We start from the raw sequence: 22,313 nt of genomic DNA on the forward strand, positions 1-22,313 counted from the left end.
CAACAATATAGAACAGTACCCCAGCAGATGGCAAAAATTCTCTATTTTGGAAGCAGCAGCCCTGGTTCTACAACTGCCCACCGTGCAAAAGCATTGGAGCGGATGGGCCATGTGGTGATGAGTTACAATCCCGCAGGGGCAATTACAGGTTTGCTGTCCTCCCACTGGCTGAACCCTGTACACTTCCGGACAGGATACAGGCTTGTACAGGCCCAGTTGTCGCGGTGGATGGGGCAACTCTTGTCGTCAATACCATCGCCAGATCTGGTTATAGTAAACAGCGGAGAGTTGCTGGGGCCGGCGTGCCTGGTAGCCTTAAAGCAGTTAAACTGTCCTGTAGTGCTCTACAACAACGATGATCCAACAGGAGGCCGGGATGGCAACCGTTTTGATATGCTGCTACAGTCAGTTCCCTACTATGATCTCTGTGTGGTAAGGCGTAAAGAAAATGTTGAGGAATACAAGGCACTTGGTGCAAAGAAGGTGCTGTTGGTGCGGATGTCTTACGATGAAGTAGCCCATAAACCTTTTGCAGACAGCTCAGAGATTCCTGCAATTTACCAGTCGGATGTAGCCTTTATTGGTACCTGGATGCGCGGCGAAAAGCGGGATGAATTTTTGTTAGCGCTCAAACAGCAGGGCATAGCTGTAAGTATTTGGGGCCATCGCTGGGAGAAATCACCCCTATGGAAAGAGCTTAAGCCTAACTACCGGGGAGGTGCCCTGAATGGCCCCGCCTATGTAGCTGCCATACAGGGTTCAAAGCTGTGCCTCGGGTTTCTCTCTAAAGGAAACCGCGATTTACACACCAGAAGATCTGTGGAAATTCCTTTTGCAGGCGGCTTGCTCTGTGCAGAAAGAACTTCTGAACATTTGGAGATGTACGCAGAAGGAACAGAGGCCCTTTTTTGGGCAGATGCTGCGGAGTGTGCTGCAGTTTGTAAAAAAATGCTGGCAGATGATACGCAGCGAGAAGAAATCAGGCAAGCAGGTATGCGCAGGGTAAAGGCACTTGGTGTAGGTAATGAAACAATTTGTAATCTCATTATTCAGGCATCACTAAGCCTAAAAGACTTTAGAAAACCTACGTCTTCACATCCTTTTTATGAAATCGCCACAACTACTAGTATTTGATTCGCATCCGGTACAGTACAGAGTGCCTGTATGGCAGGCACTGGAGGCTCTTCATCCGGGATGTGTTCATGTTGTCTATGCTTCAGACTGCTCAGTGCGTGGGTTTGAAGATAAAGGATTTGGCTGTACCGTGGCCTGGGATGAACCTATGCTCTCTGGCTACTCCTACACTATTCTTAACAGCGAAAAGGGAACCCCGCTATCGGGGTGGGGATCTTTAAGTGGAGAAGGTGTGAGCGAGATTATAAAACGGTTGAAGCCTGCTGCAATACTCTTAACCGGTTTTAATTATCGCTTTGATCTGGTAGCCTATATGCAAGCCATTTACAAGGGTATACCCGTGTGGATGCGCTGTGAAACCCAGGATCAGGCCAGCAGTCGTTCAAAGACAAAATCGCTGTTGCGCTCGCTGGTATACCGTACAGCTTACATCAGTTTGGATAAAACCTTTTATATAGGTGAACTTAACAAGTACCACTACCTTAAGCATGGCATTTCCCTTAAAAAGTTAAGACCGGCCCGTTATGGCACTGTAGATCGTTTTTCTGGATTAACAAACACAGAAAAGGAGCAAATACGTAATTTGGCCAGAGCCCAGGCAGGAGTTGCTCCATCTGCTTTTGTAATCGGCTTTTCAGGTAAATTCATTGCTAAGAAAAATCCAGATATTTTATTTGAAATGTTAAGATACCTGCCGGATAAAATGCGCCGCAATATACATCTGTATTTTATGGGAAGTGGGGCTATGGAAATAGACCTGCAGTGTCTGGCAGAGGGCGCATGTGAACAACTGGGTGTGAAGAGCCATTTTGCAGGTTTTGTAAACCAATCGCAGTTAACAAGCCACTACCTGAGCATGGATTTACTGGTTTTGCCTTCCCGCAGGCAGGGCGAAACCTGGGGATTGGTAGCCAATGAAGCCCTACAGGCAGGTTGTGGAGTGATTGTGAGCAATGCCGTTGGCTGCAGTGCGGATTTTGCAGGTTGGGAGCGGTTTAGGGTGTTTAAGGAAGGAAGTGCAATGGAACTAGCGGCTTGTGTTTCTGAGTTGGTGGCCTATCCCCGGGAGTATGGCTGGGCTTTACAAAAACTCACAGACTACTCAATAGACGCCACAGCATATGCTCTTCTGCAGGAGTTAAAATCACTATGTCAGCCTGCATAAAGATAACGCCTGTTTTCTTTAGCCTAAACCTCCCCATTACCCGTCAACTATGAATTTGGTATTTTTTACCCATCCATCTTTCCTGAACTCGAAAAGCATGCCTCGCTTTGCACTGATGTTATCTGCTGGTATGAAAGAACGGGGCCATCAGGTAGAACTTTGGTCGCCACACCCCCGCTTTTTTCAGGTGCCTTTTCCGGCAGGCATGAAAAAGTGGCTGGGCTACATCGACCAGTTTGTAGTGTTTCCCGAAGAGGTACGAAAGCGGCTGAAAAAATGCTCACCCGATACCCTGTTTGTGTTTACTGATCAGGCGCTGGGCCCCTGGGTACCCCTGGTTGCAGACAGGCCCCACGTGATCCATTGCCATGATTTTTTAGCACAGTTTTCAGCATTAGGGCAGATTCCTGAAAATCCTATCAGCTGGACCGGCCGTCACTATCAAAGCCTGATACGTCGTGGCTACTCAAGGGGACAATTCTTTATTTCTGGTTCAAATAAAACCAGAGACGATCTGCATCAGTTTCTTCCGGTTTTTCCACAGGGTTCTGAAGTGGTGTATAACGGATTTAACCAAAGGCTGGAACAAATAGACACGGAGCAGGCAAGATCCCTGCTTGAGAACGAAACCGGAATTACACTCTCATATGGATACCTCCTGCATGTTGGCGGTAATCAGTGGTACAAAAACCGAACTGGCGTAATTGAAATCTACAATGCATGGCGTATGTTAAGTGGCGTGCAGCTTCCGCTACTTCTGGTTGGCCTGCCTCCCAGCGATGCAATCATAAAGATGCGGGCCAAGTCTCCCTTCAAAGCAGATATACATTTTCTTAGCGGGCTACCAGACCGTTCTGTACAGCTTGCTTATGCAGGAGCAACAGTGTTTATATTCCCTTCCCTGGCCGAGGGCTTTGGCTGGCCAATTGCAGAAGCCATGGCAATGGGTTGTCCGGTAATAACCACCAACGAAGAGCCCATGAAAGATATAGCAGGCAAGGCAGGCTTTTTGATACCACGCCGGCCCTACATAGATTTTAAGGCAGAAGCATGGGCTCTGGCAGTAGCCAAGGTGGTTGATCAGGTGGTAAAGCTCACTCCTGAAGCACGGCAAACAGCTATTGAGGCGGGCTTGCTAAATGCAAAGCGATTTGATACCAGACTAGCTTTGGATAAGATTGAAGATATCTATCATAGTATTATGCAAAATGCGGCTGTGTCATGAAAATGCTTCGTGTTATCGCCAACATGACGCCAACTTCAGGGGGACCTTGTCAGGGTTTGCGAAACTCTATACCGGAACTGAAGAAGCTGGGGGTTGATAATGAGGTGGTGAGCCTGGATGATCCTGCCGCTCCTTATCTTAATGGTGATGAATTTCCGGTACATGCCCTTGGTTTAGGCACAGGGCCCTGGTATTATAATCCAAAGCTTGTTCCCTGGCTCCTGAATAATTTTGCCCGTTTCGATGCTGTGATTGTACATGGCCTCTGGTTGTACCCAAGCTATGCTGTTTTACAGGCCATAGAACTGTTCAGGAAGCAAGCTGAGGCACAAAAGCAAAATGCAGGCAAAATTCCAAGGTTTTTTATCATGCCTCATGGCATGCTGGATCCTTACTTTCAAAAATCTCCGGATCGCAAAATAAAAGCACTTCGCAATATTGTGTACTGGAAGTTAATAGAGGGTAAGGTGGTGAATAAAGCCGATGCACTGCTTTTTACCTGCGAAGAAGAACTCCAGCTTGCCAGGGAACCATTCAAGCCTTACTCCCCCAAGCAGGAAATAAATGTAGGCTATGGTGTTGCGGCGCCTCCGGCTTATACACAGGCTATGAAAGCTGCCTTTATTCAAAAGCACCCTGAACTAGCGCATGAGCCTTACATTCTATTTCTAAGCAGAATTCATGAAAAAAAAGGCGTAAACCTGTTAATAAGTGCTTATGCCACCCTGCTGGGAGAGATGTACAAGCAACAGCAGAAAATACCAAAACTTGTAATTGCGGGTCCTGGCCTGGATACAACTTATGGTAAAAAAATGCAGTTGCTTGCCTCCAGAACCTCCCTATTGCAGAACTCTATTTTTTTTACTGGCATGTTGCAGGGAGATGCCAAGTGGGGTGCTTTTTATGGAAGTGATGTTTTTGTATTACCAAGTCACCAGGAAAATTTTGGCATAGCTGTAGTGGAAGCAATGGCATGCGGAAAACCTGTACTTATTTCAAATCAGGTGAACATATGGAGAGAGATCATGGCTGGTGGTGGAGGTATGGTAGCACCAGACTCTCTGGAGGGTACGGTAGATATGTTATCAAAATGGATACATAAATCACCTGCAGAAAAACTGATCATGGGAAAAAATGCCTTCCATACCTATGAGCAGAAATTCAGTAATGGTAAAGCAGCAAGGCATTTTCTGCAAAAGCTAAAGCCTCTTTTATAGCAACCCACCCCCTGCTTTGTTTAGGATGCTCCTCAAAATGATAAATATCAATGTATAGACTACAATCATTCTGCATTCTTAACCGCATTACTACCAGACAAAATGAGCGCCCAAAAAACAAACCAGGTAGAATACGACCTTTGTATCATTGGTAGTGGACCTGCCGGAATCATTGTTGGGCTGGAGTACAGCCTTGCAAACCCACATCATAAAGTGCTGTTGGTTGAGTTTGGGTCAGATCAGCCAACGGGGAAAAACAGTCTTGATAATTCTATCAGGAATATGAATCCTCTAAATCACCACAATCCCTATGAAACTACAAATAAAGGCATAGGGGGCTCAACTGCCAGTTGGGGTGGGCGGTGCGTAATGTTTGATGAAGTTGATTTTATTGAACGTCCGGTACATGGCGGTGGCTGTACCTGGGATCTTACCATACTTCAGGAACTCAGGCAGCATACTGAGCGGGCCGCAGGATACTTTGAATGTGGAAGGCCGGTCTTTAACCTGAATGAATACGCACAGTTTAAAGGCGCTAGGATTGCTGAATATTTTGAGGAGGGAGACGTAACAGATTCTGTTCTGGAGCGCTGGAGCATGCCCACCCGCTTTGGGCAAAGGTATAGTAAAGAACTGGCAGAACTCTCTAACCTAACGTTGATGGAATCGCACGAGGTAAGAGAGTTTTCTAAACCGGATAACGAGGGGAACGTTAACTGGATTTCTGTTCGTAAAGTAGGATCAGCCAAATGGATCAGGATAAAAGCAAAAGCGTTTGTAATTTCGGCAGGAACCCAGGAAACCACCAGGCTGCTACTACGCAACAAACAGCTGTTCTCCCGGCTTAAAGCAGTGCCTGCGGCCCTGGGCAAGTACTACCAGGGGCATATTTCAGGCAAAATTGCTACGGTTAAATTTTATGGCAATCCCAAAAAAACAGACTATGGGTTTATCCGGGATACAGACGGAACATACCTGCGCAGGCGCTTTCAGTTTTCAAAAGAGTTTCTGTTAAAACAAAACCTGCTGAATGCAGCAATCTGGCTGGATAACCCGCTGTATTTTGATCCCAAACACAGGAGTGGCGCTATGTCTTTTATGTACCTGGCTATGCTCATCCCTTTTCTTGGGAAGAGACTTGCGCCACCGGCTATTGCTCACTCTATTACAAAAGGTAAAAGAAATGAGGTTCGCAAGCATTTTTTTAACGTGATAAAAGACCTGCCAGCTTCGCTGGCCAAACCTGCGGCTATTTTTTATAAAAGATACTGTCTGAAGCGTAAATTACCTGGTGTGTTTCTTTACAGCCCGCAGAATAACTATGCACTTCATTTTCATGCAGAGCAGGTGCCTGATGAAAAGAGCCGGATGGTTTTAGGGGCAGATGGCGAAACACTGGAAATTCACTACTCAATCAATGACATAGATATTCAGTCGGTTATTCTTTTGCACGAGGCACTGGACAGCTGGCTGCGCAAATGTGGCTGCGGAGAACTGCAATTCTGGTACAAAAAGGAGGAGTTAGCAGAAGCCATACGCAACATGTCTTGCGATGGCATACACCAGACAGGTACTACCCGCATGGCCGATACGCCCGAACTGGGGGTAGTAGACCGGAATTTAAAGCTGTGGGGTACCAGCAATGTATATGTTTGCAGCTGTTCTGTTTTCCCTACTTCGGGCCAGGCAAACCCAACATTTTTGTTAGGTGCTTTTGCAGTAAGACTTTCCAGATATTTAACAAGTAAGGTTCCTAAAATTCACCAGGACAAACAATATGCGTGAGAGCAGGTACTTGTAACCTGTCTGATGCAAACTACTCTAATTAGGCTGATAACAACTGCTGTTTATCAGAGAGGTAAAAGCTATTTTTAATGAAAATTACGATTCTACAGGGAGCTTTTTTGCCCGTTCCACCGGTGATAGGCGGTGCAACAGAAAAAATGTGGTATGCTCTGGCACTTGATTTTGTGCGGAAAGGCCATGAGGTGGTGTATGTGTCACGTAGTTTTCCTGGCATGCCAGATGAAGAAATCAGTGACGGAATTATCCATAGAAGGGTAAAAGGCTACGATTGGCCTGGATCTATTTTACTGTTAAAGTGGCTGGACTTATGCTACACCCTCCGGGCAAGAGCAGTAGTGCCGCCTGATTCTGACATTGTGGTTACAAATACATTCTGGGCTCCTGTGGTATTACCCTCCCGTTTGCGAAAACGCTGTGTGGTAGATGTAGCACGTGTTCCCAAAGGACAGATGAAATTTTACCATGAGGCTGCCCGTTTGCGGGCAAACTCCAGCCCTGTTGCGGGGGCAATACAGGGTGAAATTTCATCCGATCAGCAGCACCGGATTGTAACCATTCCTAACCCGCTGCCTTTTCAGAATCTGCCAGAGGTTGATTTATACGATAAAAAATCTGTACTGCTCTACACCGGAAGGCTACACCCCGAAAAAGGGCTGCACCTGCTCATCCAGGCTTTCAGGCAACTTAACACAAGCTGGACACTTAAGATCGTAGGGCCATGGGATAAATCTGCGGGTGGCGGTGGCGATAAATACCTGAACACGCTAAAACAGCTGGCAGGAGATGCTTGTGTTGAATTTACAGGTCCTACCCATGACATAGAGAAGTTAAACCATTACTATGCCGAAGCTTCTGTATTTGTTTACCCATCAGTGGCAGAGAAAGGAGAAACTTTTGGACTGGCACCCTTAGAGGCAATGGCCTGGGGAGCGGTTCCCATCGTATCAGATCTGGCATGTTTTCAGGATTTTGTGGTGCACGAAAAAAATGGCGTAGTTTTCAATCACCGGGGAGAGCAGGGCATTGAAATGTTAAAAATGGCTATGGAGAAGCTTATTGCAAATGCCGATGACCGTTTTAAGCTGTCAAAAGAAGCTTTGAAGGTAAGAAGGAGCCACTCTACTTCCTTCATTGGTACCTGCTTTCTGGAGGAGTTTCAGGCTGTTGTAAATGAACTGAAAGTTGGAAATACAGTGCTGATATGAAGGTACATAGACAGAAAACTGCTGCACATAGTCCCTGGACCACCACTGAGCGTATTAAAATGCTTCTGTGGGAATTGTGCTGGACATTTTTATGCTCCTGGACACCTAAACCGCTGAACCCGTGGCGCCTCATTTGGCTGAAGATCTTTGGGGCCAAGATATACGGTTACCCCTTTGTTCATCAGAGGGCCCGTATTAAAATACCCTGGAACCTGATTCTGCACGACCGTGCCTGCCTGAGCGACAGAACCAATGCCTATAGTTTGGGCCTGATTGAATTACACGAACATGCTACGGCGGCGCAGGAGGCTTATTTGTGCACAGGTACTCACGCATTTAATGAGCCTGCCAAAAACCTGATCACAGCACCCATAGTCATAGGGGCACATGCCTTTATAGGCGCCAGGGCCTTTGTTATGCCGGGTGTTGCTGTAGGTGAGTATGCCATTGTAGGAGCCTGCAGTGTGGTAACCAGGTCTGTAGCAGCAAAGACCACCGTAGCAGGAAATCCTGCCCGGCCCCTCGGGGAACATAAGGTGCTAAGAAAACTGCTGCATTATGAAGCATAAGATCTACAAGTACTGCCTTACCATGCTGCGCCTGCTGGCCAGGTTTGTTCAGCTGGGCAATCCTGCAGGAAAGGCTCCTACACTGCTCAGGGAACCGCTGGATATTAAAAAGATTGATGTAGCATCACAGGTGTCTGATAACATATCAGTTTGGCAATTGTACAATACGCTCTGCAGTGGGTTGTACGGAGGTGCCGTTATTACAGCGCAGAACCAGGTGATGAGCCGTTTTCTGATTTATCCCTGGGGTAAGGAGCTGCATCCAAGCTTATCTTTTCCTTACCTGGGCAGAAAAAGGGCTAACATTGATAAAGCAGTATTTCTAATTACCGTAGCTACTAAAGGCAACTACTATCACTGGGTTGCCGATCTGTTGCCCAGGCTTTTGCTTGTTCAGAAATGTAGTTTTACAGATTTTCATCAGCGTAATATTATACTGCATTCTCCTGCTAAAGGCTATGAGCGTGAAACTTTGCGTTTACTGGGCATTGCCGATGAAAAGGTAATCAGACTGCAGGCTTTTGAAACCATTGCCATACAAGATGTATTAGTTGCTGATTACCTGCACAGCCGCGACGGACGAATTTTCCCGGAATGGAAGAAGGAATTGCTCGATGAGTTTAAGCAAAAGATTTTAGGATCGGTGCAGGTGAAACCACAGCGAAGGGTATACTTGCTTAGAGGCAGGCAGCGCACCAGAAAGCTGCTCGGAGAGGATCGCCTGGTGCCTATTCTCCGGGAGCAGGGCTTTGAAATTCTGGACCCCCAGCACTTGACTTTAGTTGAACAGATGAAAACGCTCTCTGAGGCGGCAGTTGTAGTGGCCCTGCATGGAGCAGCATTAGCCAATATTATTTTTTGCCAGGAGGGTACCCAAATTGTAGAGCTGCGAAGTAGCCATAAACCGCCAGAATATTATTCTGAAATAGCCAAGACTTATAAGCTACAGTTCGAGACTTTAAGCCTGGAGCCGGAGCGCCTGCTCGACCCGCGGCATTTAGCCAATGAACAGAACCTGATTTTATCAGAAAAAGCTATAAATGATCTGCTGTTTAAGCTACAGCAAACAGTAGCTGCTTAATTATTTCCGCAAGATGAAACATCAACTATTCATGCAAAGCCTTAAAGCTTTGCGCAGGCTGGCTGTTTTTGTGCAAATTGGCAACCCTGCCGGCCGAGCACCGGAAATAGAGCTTGAACCCCGGGAAGAGGAAAAGATCTATGGCCCTCTGGCAGAATCTCACCAAATATTTACCTGGAGGCTTAAAAATGCACTTTGCTGTGGGCTGTATAGTGGTGGGGTAATCAATCAACGGAATAATGTTTATCTGCGCTTAACAGCCTTTCCCTGGGGTAAAGAGTTGCACCCCAGCTTATGCTCACCCTATCTGGGGGTAATGCGTGCCAGTGTGAATAAGGCTGTTTTTCTGCTTACGCCAAGGGCAAAAGGTAATTATTACCACTGGCTGGCAGATCTGCTGCCTCGTCTGCTGCTGGTACAGCAATCCGGCCTGGCAGATTTTTCAGAGCGTATCATTGTTCTGCACCAGCCCTCCCGGCGCTACGAAAACGACACGCTGCGCCTGTTGGGAATTCCGGAAGAGCAGGTAATGCGCTTACATCCTTTTGATACTCTTTCGGTTAATGATCTGGTGGTAACAGACTATCTGCACAGCCGCGACGGACAGTATTTTCCCTCCTGGAAAAAGTGGCTGCTCGATGGCTTTAAGGAAAAGATGCTTGGCGCAGTACCACAAAATCCAACGAGAAAAATTTATCTGCTTCGCGGAAAGCAGCGCATCCGACAGCTGTTAGGCGAAGAGCGGCTGGTTAAGATTTTAAAAGGACTTGGCTTTGAAATCCTGGACCCCCAGCAACTCACGTTGTTGGAGCAAATGCAGGCACTTTCAGAAGCCGCAGTGGTTGTTGGTTTACATGGCGCTGCTTTAACAAACATTATTTTCTGCCAGCCCGGAACATTGGTGGTAGAATTAAGAAGTAGCTACAAGCCACCAGAGCATTACGCCGAAATTGCCAAAACATATCAGCTGCAGTTCGAAACTGTTAGCCTGGAACCAGAAAAGATAGTTGAAAAGCCAAACCTTGCGCTTAAGCAGCATCTCCTGTTGTCAGATCAAAAAATAGAAAAACTTCTCTCTAAGCTTCAGCTTCTTGAAAACTGGCTACAACACTAAAAGGCAATTTTTATGATTTCTGTAGTGATACTGACAAAAAATGAAGAGAATGATCTGCCCACCTGCCTCAACTCTGTCAGCTGGTCTGATGATGTGCATGTTCTGGATTCTGGCAGCACTGATAGAACGCAGGATATTGCCCGGGCCTGGGGAGCAAAAGTATCTCTACATCCATTTGAAAGTTTTGGCAGTCAAAGAAATTATGCACTGGAAAAGTTAGAGATCCGGCACGAGTGGATTCTGTTTCTGGATGCTGATGAAGTAGTAACACAACAGTTCCATAAGGCAATGCTTGAGGCTATAAACTTAGCCACTGCAGATGTAGCTGGTTATTATTGCTGCTGGAAGATGATGCTGGAAGGACGGTGGCTCAAGCGCTGTGATAATTTCCCGAAGTGGCAGTTCAGACTGCTCAGAAAAGACAAAGCCAGGTTTACCGACTTTGGTCATGGGCAAAAAGAAGCGGAAGTGACTGGTGAAATCCTGTATATCAAAGAGCCCTACCTGCACTATAGTTTTTCCAAAGGATGGACACAGTGGATGGAACGGCATAATAGATATTCGAGCCAGGAAGCCATGGCCAGACTTACTAACACTCCGCCGCTGAAGAACATATTTGCCCGCCATAGTAGTGTTCGTAATCCGGCCTTAAAATCATGGCTAAGTAAGTTGCCGGGCTGGCCGTTGCTAAGGTTTTTTCAGGCGTATTTTCTAAGTCTTGGTTTTCTTGAGGGCTCGCAGGGCTTTATTTACTGCATAAATATGGCCTACTATGAATTTTTAATACAAATCAAATCGAGGGAAATTATTAAAAGAGGTGATGAGTTATTACAAATTGATTTGCATCACGCTCCGGCAAAAAGAGAACTGGTCAGATCTGCCTGAAGATTTTAGTGTTATAGTATCTGTTAATACTGAAGTACCACGCTGTGCTTGTTAAGCTTTCTTTACTGGAGTATAAGGAACCGGTGCTATAGCGCCGGGCATATGCCAGTTTAGCCTTTGCTATTTTAAATCAACTGCATTCACTAATCTAATCCTTTTTTATACTGCCTGGCATATAAACTGATTGTAGATGTAAATCCATTGAATTACCGTAACCAATGGAGTCCAGTCCTGAAATATCTGCCTGGTATTTTTTTTATCATCCAATTGTTCCTTTCGCTAATTAAAGGAAGGATATCCAGTCGTTCAAACCGGCTTTTCTGATCTGCAACACCCTACCTGGGAAAAGCCTCTATCCAATTGTAATTCTACACACATCCCGGCTATGATCAGGCTTTGTTCAAGTCTGATCATTCTAGAATTACGCTTTCAAAAATATATGACTTTTCTAATTTTTTATATTATGAAAAAAATTCTTCTAATAGGGTACAACTATTCTCCGGAGCCAACAGGCATAGGAAAATACTCCGGAGAAATGGTTTTATGGCTTGCCAGGCAAGGGTATGAATGTACTGTAATTACAGCTTATCCTTATTATCCTTATTGGAAGGTGCAGGAACCTTACCACGGGGGGAGGTTCTGGTATAAAAAAGAAACTCAGCATTTTGAAAGTGGTGGTAAAATTAGGGTGTACAGGTGCCCCATGTATGTGCCTGATAAACCATCGGGCTTAAAAAGGATGCTGCTGGATTTAACTTTTTCCATTACAGCATTTTTTAAGCTGCTGCAACTGCTACCCGAGAGAAAGTTTGACTTTGTAGTGACTGTAGTACCTTCATTTCAGTTTGGCCTGTTAGGCATATTTTATAAGAAGCTACGGAGCTCAAGACTCTTGTATCACATACAGGATATGCAGATAGAAGCAGCAAGAGACCTGCAAATGATCAAGTCAGAAGGATTGATCAATACTCTTTTCAAGGTTGAAAAATACATCTTCAGCCAGTGCGACTCAATCACATGCGTGGGCGAGGGTATGGTACGCAGAACTCAGGCGAAAACAGATAAAACCATTGCACATTTCCCAAACTGGGTCGATACATCATTTTTTTATCCGCTCAACAACCGGTCTTCTCTAAAGGTAGCATTAGGCTATCAGCCAGATGAAAAGCTTATCCTCTATTCAGGAGCCATTGGTGAAAAGCAGGGACTGGGCTTGCTGTTACAGGCAGCAAAAGCATTAGAAGAAAAGCAAAACTGGAAGTTCTTGATTTGTGGATCCGGACCATACAAGGAAAAACTTCAAAGGGATGCAAGCGACTTAAAGCTAAATAACTTAGTCTTTTGTCCACTACAGCCAACAGAGACTTTTAATATGTTTTTGAATGCAGCAGATTTACATCTGGTGATTCAACGAGCCGATGCCTACGATTTGGTAATGCCTTCAAAACTCACCACCATACTGGCAGTTGGGGGTTTAGCACTTGTTACCGCCAATAAAGACACAGGCCTGAACTCTATGATTACCCGGCACAAGATTGGCATTGCAGTGGAAGCTGAAAACACGCAGGCGCTGATAAACGGAATTTGTAAAGCACTGGAGGAGGATCATGAACAGACCAGAAAAAACGCCAGATTTTTTGCCGAAGTATTTTTATCTATAGATGGCATTATGGGATCATTTGAGAGTACGCATATTCTACAGGAAGCGTCACAGAAAACTACGCCCCAACCAGCGCTCGATTTGCTACCCTTACCCTCTTATCAACAGGACCGCTCTGCCTGGAAAACATATAAAGGCGCAGTAACAGATTCAAGTCTGGATACATCCAGTACCAAAGTTTTCTAGTGCTCCTGGATAGGAAGACTTCTATCCTTTGTAAAATTCAGCTTGCAGAATGATTTAAAACTACCATCATAAATGCTGTACTAGCGGCCCTGCTGCATACAGGATTGTTAAATTTTAAACTAATCAGGCACAGTATTTTAAGATGGTTGAAGATTCATAAAATGTTAATTAATATGCTTAAAAGATCGATTCTAATAGGAAGTATACTGCTGCTCATGTTCCTGCTTGCCGGCGAACTCATTGGCAGGTACTATGGCTTAACCTCTTTTCCACTTTATCAAGCCAGTGATGCTTATGAGTACATTCACGTGCCAAATCAAAAGGTAAAGATCTACGGCAAATTGTACCAGACAAATGAGTACTCCATGAGGAGTAAACCTTTATCGGAGTCAGATTCCACTGTGATTTTGCTGATTGGGGATTCGCTGGTAAATGGCGGAAATGCCACAGACCAGGATAGCCTTGCTTCTACAATTTTAGAAAATCAGTTAAGTCATTTCTTTAACAGGAGCATTAGGGTGCTGAACATTGCAGAAGGTTCATGGGGCCCCGATAATGCTGCCGCCTACATTCAGGAGCACGGGGTATTTAACGCCGATTTGATACTACTGGTGTTTAGCAGCGCAGATGCTTTTGATAATATGAAACATGAACCGGTAGTGGGCGTCCACGGACAGTACCCTGATAAGCAGGCTTCACTTGCCTGGGAAATGATTGTAAAGAAGGGGTGGGGAAGAGTTAAGGACTACCTTTCTATTAAAGCAGATAAAAGCGATACTAATACAGCGTTGAAGATAGAGGTTGCAGATGAGTTCAATCCGGGATTTCAAAAATTCAAGGAGCTTTCAGACACTACCGCAATTCCGCTGCACTTTTACCTGCATGTTGGGCAGGACGAACTACAAAACGGCAGGCTCGATGATGATGGTTCGCTTATTATTGACTTCTGCCAGGAAAACGGTATACCTTATACCATTGAGCTGGGCAAGAAAATAGATAAATCACACTACATGGATAAAATCCATTATAATGATAAGGGGCAAAAATTTTTAGCAGATAATCTCTTTCCTATCATCAAAGATAAAATTCTGGAGCGGTCAATACTTGCCTCCACGAAGGAAGTGCCATAAGTGTGGATCCAGGTAGATAAGCAGGGACCTGTATGCCATGCAGTTTAACCAATAAATTATTTTTCAATCAAAGAAATGTAACAGGCACTTCTGCCATCAGGAGGAACCAAGGAGGAAAAAGGTGTATGTCTGATAATATTTTAACAAAAGATGAGTATAGAAAATATGTGTTTGAAATTTGAGAAGGCTTAATAACAACTTCAGCAATCATGACGGCTATACAGGCTGGATATCCTAAATAACATAACTTTTTCAGGCTTCTAAACTTCAGTTTTTGCTGTAGCCCTTAACAATGCACCCGGTGTGTTTTCCCAGCGCTTAATGTTAAAAGTTGTTGTATAACTCTTTCTACCTCACTCCATGACTTACAAATATGTAACTTTATTTAAGTGGATAAATGTAGTAACTGACTACTTTCTGCTGAACCTGTCTCTGTACCTAAGCTTTATGCTGGTTAGTCCTAATTCGTTCTGGGACAGTAACTCTGATATATACAGACTGGTCTTTTTGCTGTTAAACCTGTTCTGGTTTTATGGTTCTACCTTAACTAACCTCTATAATAATGTGTTAGTGAGAGATGCCGTGGCAACGCTGATAGCCTGCCTGAATGCTACATTGATTTTTATAGGAACCCCACTAGCTTTAAGTTTTGTATTACCTAAATACCAACTGTCGCTGGATTTTATTTTTCAGGCATACATATTGTTTACTTTTTCCCTGATTGTCTGGAAGGTTGCATTTCTATTTGTGAGAAAGTACAGGCGAAAGTATTGGGTTGCCACGGAAAAAGTGGTGATTGTGGGGGCTACCACCGTTGGCCTGGAACTACAGAAATATATAGAGGCCAATCCGAATCTGGGCTATAAGGTAATGGGCATATTTGATGACAACTATGGCCAGATGAGAGACAGTAACCAGCATGTAATTGGTAAAATAGAAGATTGCGTTGACTATGTGTTGTCTAATGGAGTAAGCGGAATTTTTTGTGCCTTGCCAATTCATGAATTTGAAAAAGCAAAGTGGCTGTTACAATTGGCTGATAAGCACATGATCCGTTACAGACTGGTACCTGACATGAAGGCTTATTTCGATAAGAACGTTTTACTGGACCAGTACGGTGATTTACCAATTCTTACTAACCGTCGGGAGCCTTTGGAAAATAAAGCAAATGAGATTATCAAACGGGCTTTCGATATTTCCTTTTCACTTTTAGTGATCGTACTTATTTTAAGCTGGTTAATGCCGCTTTTGGCAGTCATCATTAAACTGGATTCTAAGGGGCCTGTTTTGTTCAGGCAACTGCGGTCTGGCAGAGGTAATAAACCATTTTACTGTTATAAGTTCCGTAGTATGCGGGTTAATACAATTGCTGATATACAGCAAGCCAGTAAAGGAGACCCCAGAATTACCAGAATAGGCGCTATACTCAGAAAAACCAGCCTTGACGAATTACCACAGTTCTTCAATGTGCTGAAAGGCGAGATGTCGGTGGTGGGGCCACGCCCTCACATGCTAAAGCATACACAGGATTATTCGGGTCTCATAAATAATTTTATGGTGCGGCATTTCCTAACTCCAGGTATTACAGGCTGGGCGCAGGTAAATGGCTATCGTGGAGAAACAAAAGAAACCACCGCCATGACAAAGCGTGTGGATGCAGATATCTGGTATCTGGAGAATTGGACGCTTCTGTTGGATCTTAAGATCATTTTTCTAACTATCTGGCATGTATTCAGGGGAAACATCAATGCTGTGTAATCCCCCTCAACAGAGATAATTTTTTTGATTTATCTGTGGTTTCCTTAGTGTAATAGTTGCAATCTCTTCCCTCTGCTGACTTCTCAGCTCTACATTCAACAAATCCCACCCTTCCCTGTCTGGAACTACTGCAAATGTGTAGAGAGGATAGTGCTTGCTCCTCTGAAATGCAGTTTTCCCGGCATGGTGTCATAACCATTCTGAATCTCATACTTATTAAAATCATGGATAAGCTATCCTCTTTCGTTTTTGTAGCCTGTTTGAAGGTAATCTTCCTAAAGCTATCGTGGCTTTCACTGGTTGCAGTACTTTTTTTCCCTTTGCTTACATCAGCACAGCTTCCAACTGCTTTTCAAAAAGTAGAGCTGTTAACCGGCCTGAAGAATTCTGTGAATTTCGAATTTGCACCAGATGGCCGCATTTTTATTTTGGATAGGTATGGTAAAGTCATCATTTACAAACCAAACACTCAAACAACCGTAGAAGCAGCAACCCTGGATGTATTCCACAGTCTGGAGGATGGCTTGCTGGCGATTGCTTTCGATCCTAACTTTCTCACAAACAAGTACATTTACCTGCATCACTCTCCATCATCTACCTCGGTAAACAGGGTTTCCAGGTTTCAGATGAACGGAGATCTGATAGATCTGTCTTCTGAAGTAGTTGTGCTGGAGTGGCCAACCCAGCGTCAGTGCTGCTTTCATGCAGCGGGCGATATGGATTTTGATTCTAAGGGTAATCTCTACATCGCCACCGGCGACAACTCTAATCACTCGGCCTATGCTACTTTGAACGAAACAGATCCAAACCAGAGCTCAGAAAACACCTCTTCCAACACCAACGATCTTAGGGGTAAAATTCTTCGTATTAAGCCACAGGCAAACGGAACTTACACCATTCCCGAGGGAAACTTGTTTCCCGGTGGTGTAGAGGGCCGTCCGGAAATCTATGTAATGGGTGCCCGAAATCCATATAAGATTTTTGTGGATAAAGCAAATAGTGACTGGCTATTCTGGGCAGAAGTGGGGCCTGATGCCAACGTTGCTAGTGATTTGGGACCCGAAGGCAAAGATGAAATAAACCTGGTGAAAAAGGCAGGCAACTACGGCTGGCCCTATTTTGGCGGTAAGAATGAGCCTTATTTGAACACCTATGCAGCCCCAAACTTTTACTACGACCCAAACAACCCGGTTAACCTTTCTAAATGGAATACAGGCGCTACCTACCTGCCACCTGCCGTACCTTCCTGGCTGGACTTTTTCCATGAGTGCTATCTGGCAGGCCCCAGGTATTACTACAATCCATCTGTTGTAAATCCCAAAAAGCTTCCTGTTCAGTTTGATAGTGCCTTCTTTTACTATGATTTTAATAACAGCAAGGTGTGGGCTGTTAAGATGGATGAGAATGGCGGTGTGCGATCAACCGAACAAATGGCACCATCAGTAGTGACAGGCTCAGGATTTATTGATTTAAAGGTAGGTCCTGACGGGCAGTTATACATTCTGGAGTATGGTGCTGGTTGTTGCTCCACAAATACTGGAACTGGTAAACTGGTAAGGATAGATTATATAGGTATTGATCCAAACCGTACACCACAGGTGAACATCAGTGCTAACAAAACTTCTGGGTCTCTACCATTATCCGTTAGTTTTTCGAGCGAGGGTACCTTTGACCTTGATGGTGATGCTCTTACATATGCATGGGACTTTGAGTCTGATGGTGTTGTAGATTCCAATTCCAAAAATCCATCTTTTACCTACAACCAGGCAGGCACTTTTCAGGCCCAGTTACGTGTAGATGATTTGAAAGGAGGGGTGAGCGCTAAATCTGTAATTATTTATGCTGGTAACAACTCCGCTACTTTTGATTTTGTGTACCCGCCCGATGGTGGTATGATGGCATGGGGAGACGACATGAACTTTCATGTGGTTGTGAATGACCAGGAAGATGGATCTACTGCAGATGGGACTATCGACTGCAGTGCGCTAAGCCTGACTCCTTCATTTGGCCACCTTAACCACTCTCATGACGGACTTGCTTTGCACCAGTGTGAGGGCACTTATCATCTGGATGCTACAGGACATGATACCGATGGGCAGGATGATATCTTTATGGTGTTTAATGCCAACTATACCGATGCAGGCGGTTTAACATCGTTCGATCAGGTTATAGTGCATCCAAGGCTGATGGAAGCAGAGTTTTACGATACGGAATCTTACACACACCAGGTAGATAATACTGATCAGCTGGGGGGAGGGAACCATGCCGTAAGGGCACTGGCACATGGCGCTTACATCATGTACTCGGGCAGAAATCTGCAAGGTATCAACTCGGTAGTATACAGGGTTGCTTCTAACACAGGAGGTACTATAGAAATACGGGCAGATTCTCCCGGTGGCGCGCTGCTTAGTATTGCACAGGTTCCGGTTACAGGTGGCCTTAGCAGTTGGGTAAATGTTCAGGTGCCTGTAACCAATCCCGGCGGCAAGCACGATCTGTACCTGGTGTTTAAGAAAAGCGCAGGAGATGTTAATCTCTTCGATCTAAACTATGTTGAATTTAAAGGCACAGGGGTATCCACAGACAATACGCCTGCCAAAATCAACACTATTCAGGCGCTGTCGCAAAACCAGGTGAGCATTAAGTATAATGAACCAGTTAAAAAAGCTTCTGCAGAACAGCTTAGTAATTACGCACTAAGTCCCGGCATTACCATTACCTCCGCATTGCTTAGTGAAGACAGAAGAACACTAACACTTACTACATCTAATCTGTTGCCACAGGTAAACTATTCTTTAACTGTCAGCAATATTGAGAACGAAGCAGGTGTTGTCCTCACCCAAAATATCGTGGTAAACTTCCTGTACAAAGATGCCTTGTTCAGGATTAACTCCGGTGGCAATGCCATGCGTGTAAACGAGGTAGACTGGGAGCAGGATGGATACCATAATGGCAATAAAACATCCTCTATTACATCACTGGCAATTAGTAATACTACCTCCGATGAGATATACTGGACGGAAAGGTATGGCAATTTCTCATACAACATTCCTGTTCCGGAAGATGGCTACTATAATGTGGCGCTGCATTTTGCGGAAATTTATCATGGTGTAAAAAACAGCAATGGAGTTGGTGCCAGGATATTTAATGTAAGTGTGGAAGGTGGCCAGTTTAGCCTCAATAACTATGATATCATTGCAAAAGCAGGAGGCCCCGCAACGGCTGTTATAGAACGGATAACCGGTATTAATGTAACAGATGGTAACCTGACAGTTACTTTATCATCGGTAAAGGATTATGCCAAGATTTCGGCCGTAGAAGTCTCTTACGGACAGGCACCGCTGCCAACACCTTCTATCACCATTAAAAGTCCTGTAAGCGGCGCCAGGGTGGCACAGCCTTTTAATGTAACTTTTGAGGTAAAGAACTGGGAAGTAGGAAACGGAACATCACACATTCACAAAATTGTAGATGGCGTGGTACTGGGTGGGGTGTATACCACCGATCCCATCACCTTTAGCGATCTCACGCTTGGCAACCACACCATAAAACTGGAGCTTGCCAATTCAGATCATACAGCCAGTGAATACAGCGACGAGATTACGGTAAACGTGCAGGAAGAAGTAGCCTGCAACGATACACCATTCCCACAGCAATGGACAGAAAAAATCATTGGCAATGCAGTTGAATATCGTTCTCCTTACATCCTTGCTGAGGATTTGGATGGAGATGGCTTCAAGGACATTGTAACAGGCGGCTGGTGGTATAAAAATCCGGGTACTCCGCAGGGCACCTGGACCCGAAAGCTGATTGGTTCTCCAATGAACAATATGTCGCTCATACATGACTTTGATGGCGATGGCGACTACGACATTTTTGGTACGCAGGGCCAGTACATTAGTGCAGAAATGGCCTGGGCAGAAAATGACGGCAAGGGTAACTTTACCATTCATACCAATATTCCGGCAGGTACCTCTAGCTGGCAGGAAACTTTTATGGCCGGTGTTGCCATAGGTAACTTCAATGGCGTAGCCAACACGCAAATAGCAGTTGTGTGGAATGGTGCCGAGGGTAGTAAGTCGTGGGTGCAGATGTTAACGGTGCCGGCAGATCCTAAACAACCCTGGACGATTGCTTCCATTAGCCCGAACTCTGTTGGTGAGGCCATTAGTGCAGGCGATATCGATAATGATGGTGACCTGGACCTGTTTCAGGGGGCAAACTGGTTAAGGAATGAAGGGAATGGAACCTGGACGACGTTTTCTACAGGTATTACACTAGCCACTCACTTCGATAGAAATGCCCTTGCTGATTTAGACGGAGATGGCTTCCTGGATGGTGTTGTAAACCAGATTGGTAATGATCAGGATGTAAGCTGGTTTAAGCCTGGTTCAGATCCTACCAAACCCTGGATGAAAACAACAATTGGTACAGGAGTGGATGGTGGCTTAAGCCTCGACTTGGTTGACATAGACTTTGATGGCGACATTGATGTACTGACCGGAGAATGGAAAGAAGCACACCGGCTATTGGCCTATGAGAACGATCTGTGTAATTCCGGTACCTGGATTGAACATGTGCTGCATCCTGGTGGGCCAATTGATCACCACGATGGTGCAATAGCGGTAGATATTGACAACGACACTGATCTGGACTTGCTTTCCATGGGTTGGGACCAGCGTATTCCCAGGTTTTATATTAACAACAGTAGTGCCGGATCTAACGCTGCGCCTGTGGCTGCTAATCCTATTCCAGGCCAGATCGCAACAGCAGGAACAGCATATTCCTTCACTTTTGCCCAGAACACATTCTCAGATCCTAATGGTGATGCGATGAGCTATACGGCAACGCTGGCTAATGGAAACCCACTGCCAGCATGGCTAAGCTTTAATGTGAATACGCGTACCTTTAGCGGTACATCGCCCCAGGCAAACATTGGCTTACTAACGGTAAGGGTTGTTGCTACTGATAGTAAGGGAGCATCCGGGAATCATGATTTCAGCCTGGTGGTGAAAGATGTTGATGCCGCGGCTCCCTACCGGATAAATGCAGGTGGAGCAGCAATTACAACAACTGCTGGCCTTATCTTTTCAGTAGACCAGTATTATAGCGCGTCGAACACCGTTACAAAATCGGTTGAAATCAATAAAACAGCAGATGATGCATTGTACCAGAGCGAACGCTATGGTAAAAACTTCAGCTACAGCATACCGGTAGCAAACGGAACTTATGCGGTAAGGCTCCATTTTGCAGAAATATATTTCCTTTCTGCAGGGCAAAGAGTCTTCAATGTAACGGCAGAGGGTACTCCTGTTTTAACTAATTATGATATCCTGGCAGATGTTGGCTTTGGTACTGCTTCTGTAAAGTGGGGGCAGGTATCGGTGAGTGATGGAACACTCAATATTGCTTTGTCCGGATCAGTTGATAACGCTAAAGTTTCTGCCATTGAGGTAATAGGAATCAGCGCAGGGGTAAATCAGCTACCTGTAGCCAATGCCGGTCCGGATAAGCAGGTTACCCTGCCTGCAAGCTCTGTAGTACTGAATGGATCTGGTACTGATAGTGATGGCAGCATCACCGCCTATAGCTGGAACCAGGTAAGCGGACCAAACACAGCTGTGTTTAGCAGTAAAACCATCAATGAGCCAACCGTTAGTGGGCTGGTGGCAGGTACTTATACCTTTAGCTTAACAGTTACCGACAATAAAACAGCTGTTAGCCCTCCGGACCAGGTTTCGGTAGTGGTAATCGATCCAAATGTAAACCAGGTTCCGGTGGTGAGCAATGCCATACCAGACCAGCAGGCCAGTGTAGGTACAGCCTTCAGTTTTACCTTTGACATTAATACTTTTACTGATGGCAACGGAGATGTTTTAACCTACACTGCCAGCCAGGCTAATAACACGGCCCTGCCATCCTGGCTAAACTTCAATGCAGGTACACGCACATTTAGTGGTACTCCTCCCAGCGGCGGTTCATCCAGTCTTACCTTAAAAGTAACGGCAAATGATGGCAAACAAGGCACTGTTAGTGATGAGTTTCTATTATCTGTCCAGGACCCATCGCTGGTAGCCTACCGGATCAATTCAGGGGGAGGAGACATCAGTACCTCAATAGGTGTGTTCAATGCCGATGCTTATCACAGCGGCGGAAACGTGGCCAATAAGTATTCAGC

14 protein-coding genes are annotated in these 22,313 nt (G+C 45.1%); all 14 read left to right on the top strand.

Going from position 1 to position 22,313, the window contains the following annotated elements; all coding sequences use genetic code 11:
• The first annotated feature begins 27 nt into the window (after nt 1–27).
• Nucleotides 28–1,134, top strand: a complete 1,107-nt coding sequence (locus tag KWJ01_RS24150) for a glycosyltransferase (protein ID WP_224999697.1) — start codon at nt 28–30, stop codon at nt 1,132–1,134.
• Complete coding sequence (locus KWJ01_RS24155) at nt 1,106–2,299, top strand: glycosyltransferase (RefSeq protein ID WP_224999698.1); 1,194 nt, start codon at nt 1,106–1,108, stop codon at nt 2,297–2,299. The genes KWJ01_RS24150 and KWJ01_RS24155 overlap by 29 nt, the downstream gene beginning before the upstream one ends.
• Nucleotides 2,300–2,348: 49 nt before the next feature.
• The gene (locus tag KWJ01_RS24160; RefSeq protein ID WP_224999699.1) at nt 2,349–3,524 is read left to right on the top strand and encodes a glycosyltransferase; all 1,176 of its coding nucleotides are present in this window, start codon (nt 2,349–2,351) and stop codon (nt 3,522–3,524) included.
• Nucleotides 3,521–4,741 (top strand): glycosyltransferase, encoded by a 1,221-nt coding sequence (locus KWJ01_RS24165; protein ID WP_224999700.1) that lies wholly within the window; start codon nt 3,521–3,523, stop codon nt 4,739–4,741. Before KWJ01_RS24160 ends, KWJ01_RS24165 begins: the two co-directional genes overlap by 4 nt.
• Before the next feature lie 102 nt (nt 4,742–4,843).
• The gene (locus tag KWJ01_RS24170; protein ID WP_224999701.1) at nt 4,844–6,526 is read left to right on the top strand and encodes a GMC oxidoreductase; all 1,683 of its coding nucleotides are present in this window, start codon (nt 4,844–4,846) and stop codon (nt 6,524–6,526) included.
• Nucleotides 6,527–6,615: 89 nt separating this feature from the next.
• Nucleotides 6,616–7,752 carry a glycosyltransferase family 4 protein gene (locus KWJ01_RS24175; RefSeq protein WP_224999702.1) on the top strand — a complete coding sequence of 379 codons (1,137 nt, stop codon included), beginning with the start codon at nt 6,616–6,618 and terminating at the stop codon, nt 7,750–7,752.
• On the top strand, nt 7,749–8,321 hold the full coding sequence (locus KWJ01_RS24180) for a DapH/DapD/GlmU-related protein (RefSeq protein ID WP_224999703.1): 573 nt from the start codon (nt 7,749–7,751) through the stop codon (nt 8,319–8,321). Before KWJ01_RS24175 ends, KWJ01_RS24180 begins: the two co-directional genes overlap by 4 nt.
• Nucleotides 8,311–9,402, top strand: coding sequence for a DUF563 domain-containing protein (locus KWJ01_RS24185; protein ID WP_224999704.1), 1,092 nt, complete (start codon nt 8,311–8,313; stop codon nt 9,400–9,402). Before KWJ01_RS24180 ends, KWJ01_RS24185 begins: the two co-directional genes overlap by 11 nt.
• A gap of 13 nt (nt 9,403–9,415) precedes the next feature.
• Nucleotides 9,416–10,516, top strand: a complete 1,101-nt coding sequence (locus tag KWJ01_RS24190) for a DUF563 domain-containing protein (RefSeq protein WP_224999705.1) — start codon at nt 9,416–9,418, stop codon at nt 10,514–10,516.
• A 12-nt stretch (nt 10,517–10,528) separates the two neighbouring features.
• A complete protein-coding gene (locus tag KWJ01_RS24195) occupies nt 10,529–11,401 on the top strand; it encodes a glycosyltransferase family 2 protein (protein WP_224999706.1) in 873 nt (290 codons plus the stop codon).
• Nucleotides 11,402–11,864: 463 nt separating this feature from the next.
• A complete protein-coding gene (locus KWJ01_RS24200) occupies nt 11,865–13,247 on the top strand; it encodes a WcaI family glycosyltransferase (protein WP_224999707.1) in 1,383 nt (460 codons plus the stop codon).
• Between the two features lie 173 nt (nt 13,248–13,420).
• The gene (locus KWJ01_RS24205) at nt 13,421–14,377 is read left to right on the top strand and encodes a hypothetical protein (protein WP_224999708.1); all 957 of its coding nucleotides are present in this window, start codon (nt 13,421–13,423) and stop codon (nt 14,375–14,377) included.
• A 360-nt stretch (nt 14,378–14,737) separates the two neighbouring features.
• Nucleotides 14,738–16,135, top strand: a complete 1,398-nt coding sequence (locus KWJ01_RS24210) for an undecaprenyl-phosphate glucose phosphotransferase (RefSeq protein WP_224999709.1) — start codon at nt 14,738–14,740, stop codon at nt 16,133–16,135.
• Nucleotides 16,136–16,359: 224 nt separating this feature from the next.
• Nucleotides 16,360–22,313 (top strand): malectin domain-containing carbohydrate-binding protein (locus KWJ01_RS24215; protein ID WP_224999710.1); only part of this gene is annotated, 5,954 nt, incomplete at its 3' end.

Source organism: Cesiribacter sp. SM1 (assembly GCF_020178975.1).
Lineage (GTDB): Bacteria > Bacteroidota > Bacteroidia > Cytophagales > Cyclobacteriaceae > Cesiribacter.

What these genes read in the sequence shown, in the direction of transcription:
- KWJ01_RS24170 (WP_224999701.1), top strand. Translation starts at nt 4,844, where the DNA reads ATGAGCGCCCAAAAAACAAACCAGGTAGAATACGACCTTTGTATCATT.
- KWJ01_RS24205 (WP_224999708.1), top strand. Translation starts at nt 13,421, where the DNA reads ATGCTTAAAAGATCGATTCTAATAGGAAGTATACTGCTGCTCATGTTC.
- KWJ01_RS24195 (WP_224999706.1), top strand. Translation starts at nt 10,529, where the DNA reads ATGATTTCTGTAGTGATACTGACAAAAAATGAAGAGAATGATCTGCCC.
- KWJ01_RS24200 (WP_224999707.1), top strand. Translation starts at nt 11,865, where the DNA reads ATGAAAAAAATTCTTCTAATAGGGTACAACTATTCTCCGGAGCCAACA.
- KWJ01_RS24160 (WP_224999699.1), top strand. Translation starts at nt 2,349, where the DNA reads ATGAATTTGGTATTTTTTACCCATCCATCTTTCCTGAACTCGAAAAGC.
- KWJ01_RS24185 (WP_224999704.1), top strand. Translation starts at nt 8,311, where the DNA reads ATGAAGCATAAGATCTACAAGTACTGCCTTACCATGCTGCGCCTGCTG.
- KWJ01_RS24180 (WP_224999703.1), top strand. Translation starts at nt 7,749, where the DNA reads ATGAAGGTACATAGACAGAAAACTGCTGCACATAGTCCCTGGACCACC.
- KWJ01_RS24155 (WP_224999698.1), top strand. Translation starts at nt 1,106, where the DNA reads ATGAAATCGCCACAACTACTAGTATTTGATTCGCATCCGGTACAGTAC.
- KWJ01_RS24190 (WP_224999705.1), top strand. Translation starts at nt 9,416, where the DNA reads ATGAAACATCAACTATTCATGCAAAGCCTTAAAGCTTTGCGCAGGCTG.
- KWJ01_RS24210 (WP_224999709.1), top strand. Translation starts at nt 14,738, where the DNA reads ATGACTTACAAATATGTAACTTTATTTAAGTGGATAAATGTAGTAACT.
- KWJ01_RS24165 (WP_224999700.1), top strand. Translation starts at nt 3,521, where the DNA reads ATGAAAATGCTTCGTGTTATCGCCAACATGACGCCAACTTCAGGGGGA.
- KWJ01_RS24150 (WP_224999697.1), top strand. Translation starts at nt 28, where the DNA reads ATGGCAAAAATTCTCTATTTTGGAAGCAGCAGCCCTGGTTCTACAACT.
- KWJ01_RS24175 (WP_224999702.1), top strand. Translation starts at nt 6,616, where the DNA reads ATGAAAATTACGATTCTACAGGGAGCTTTTTTGCCCGTTCCACCGGTG.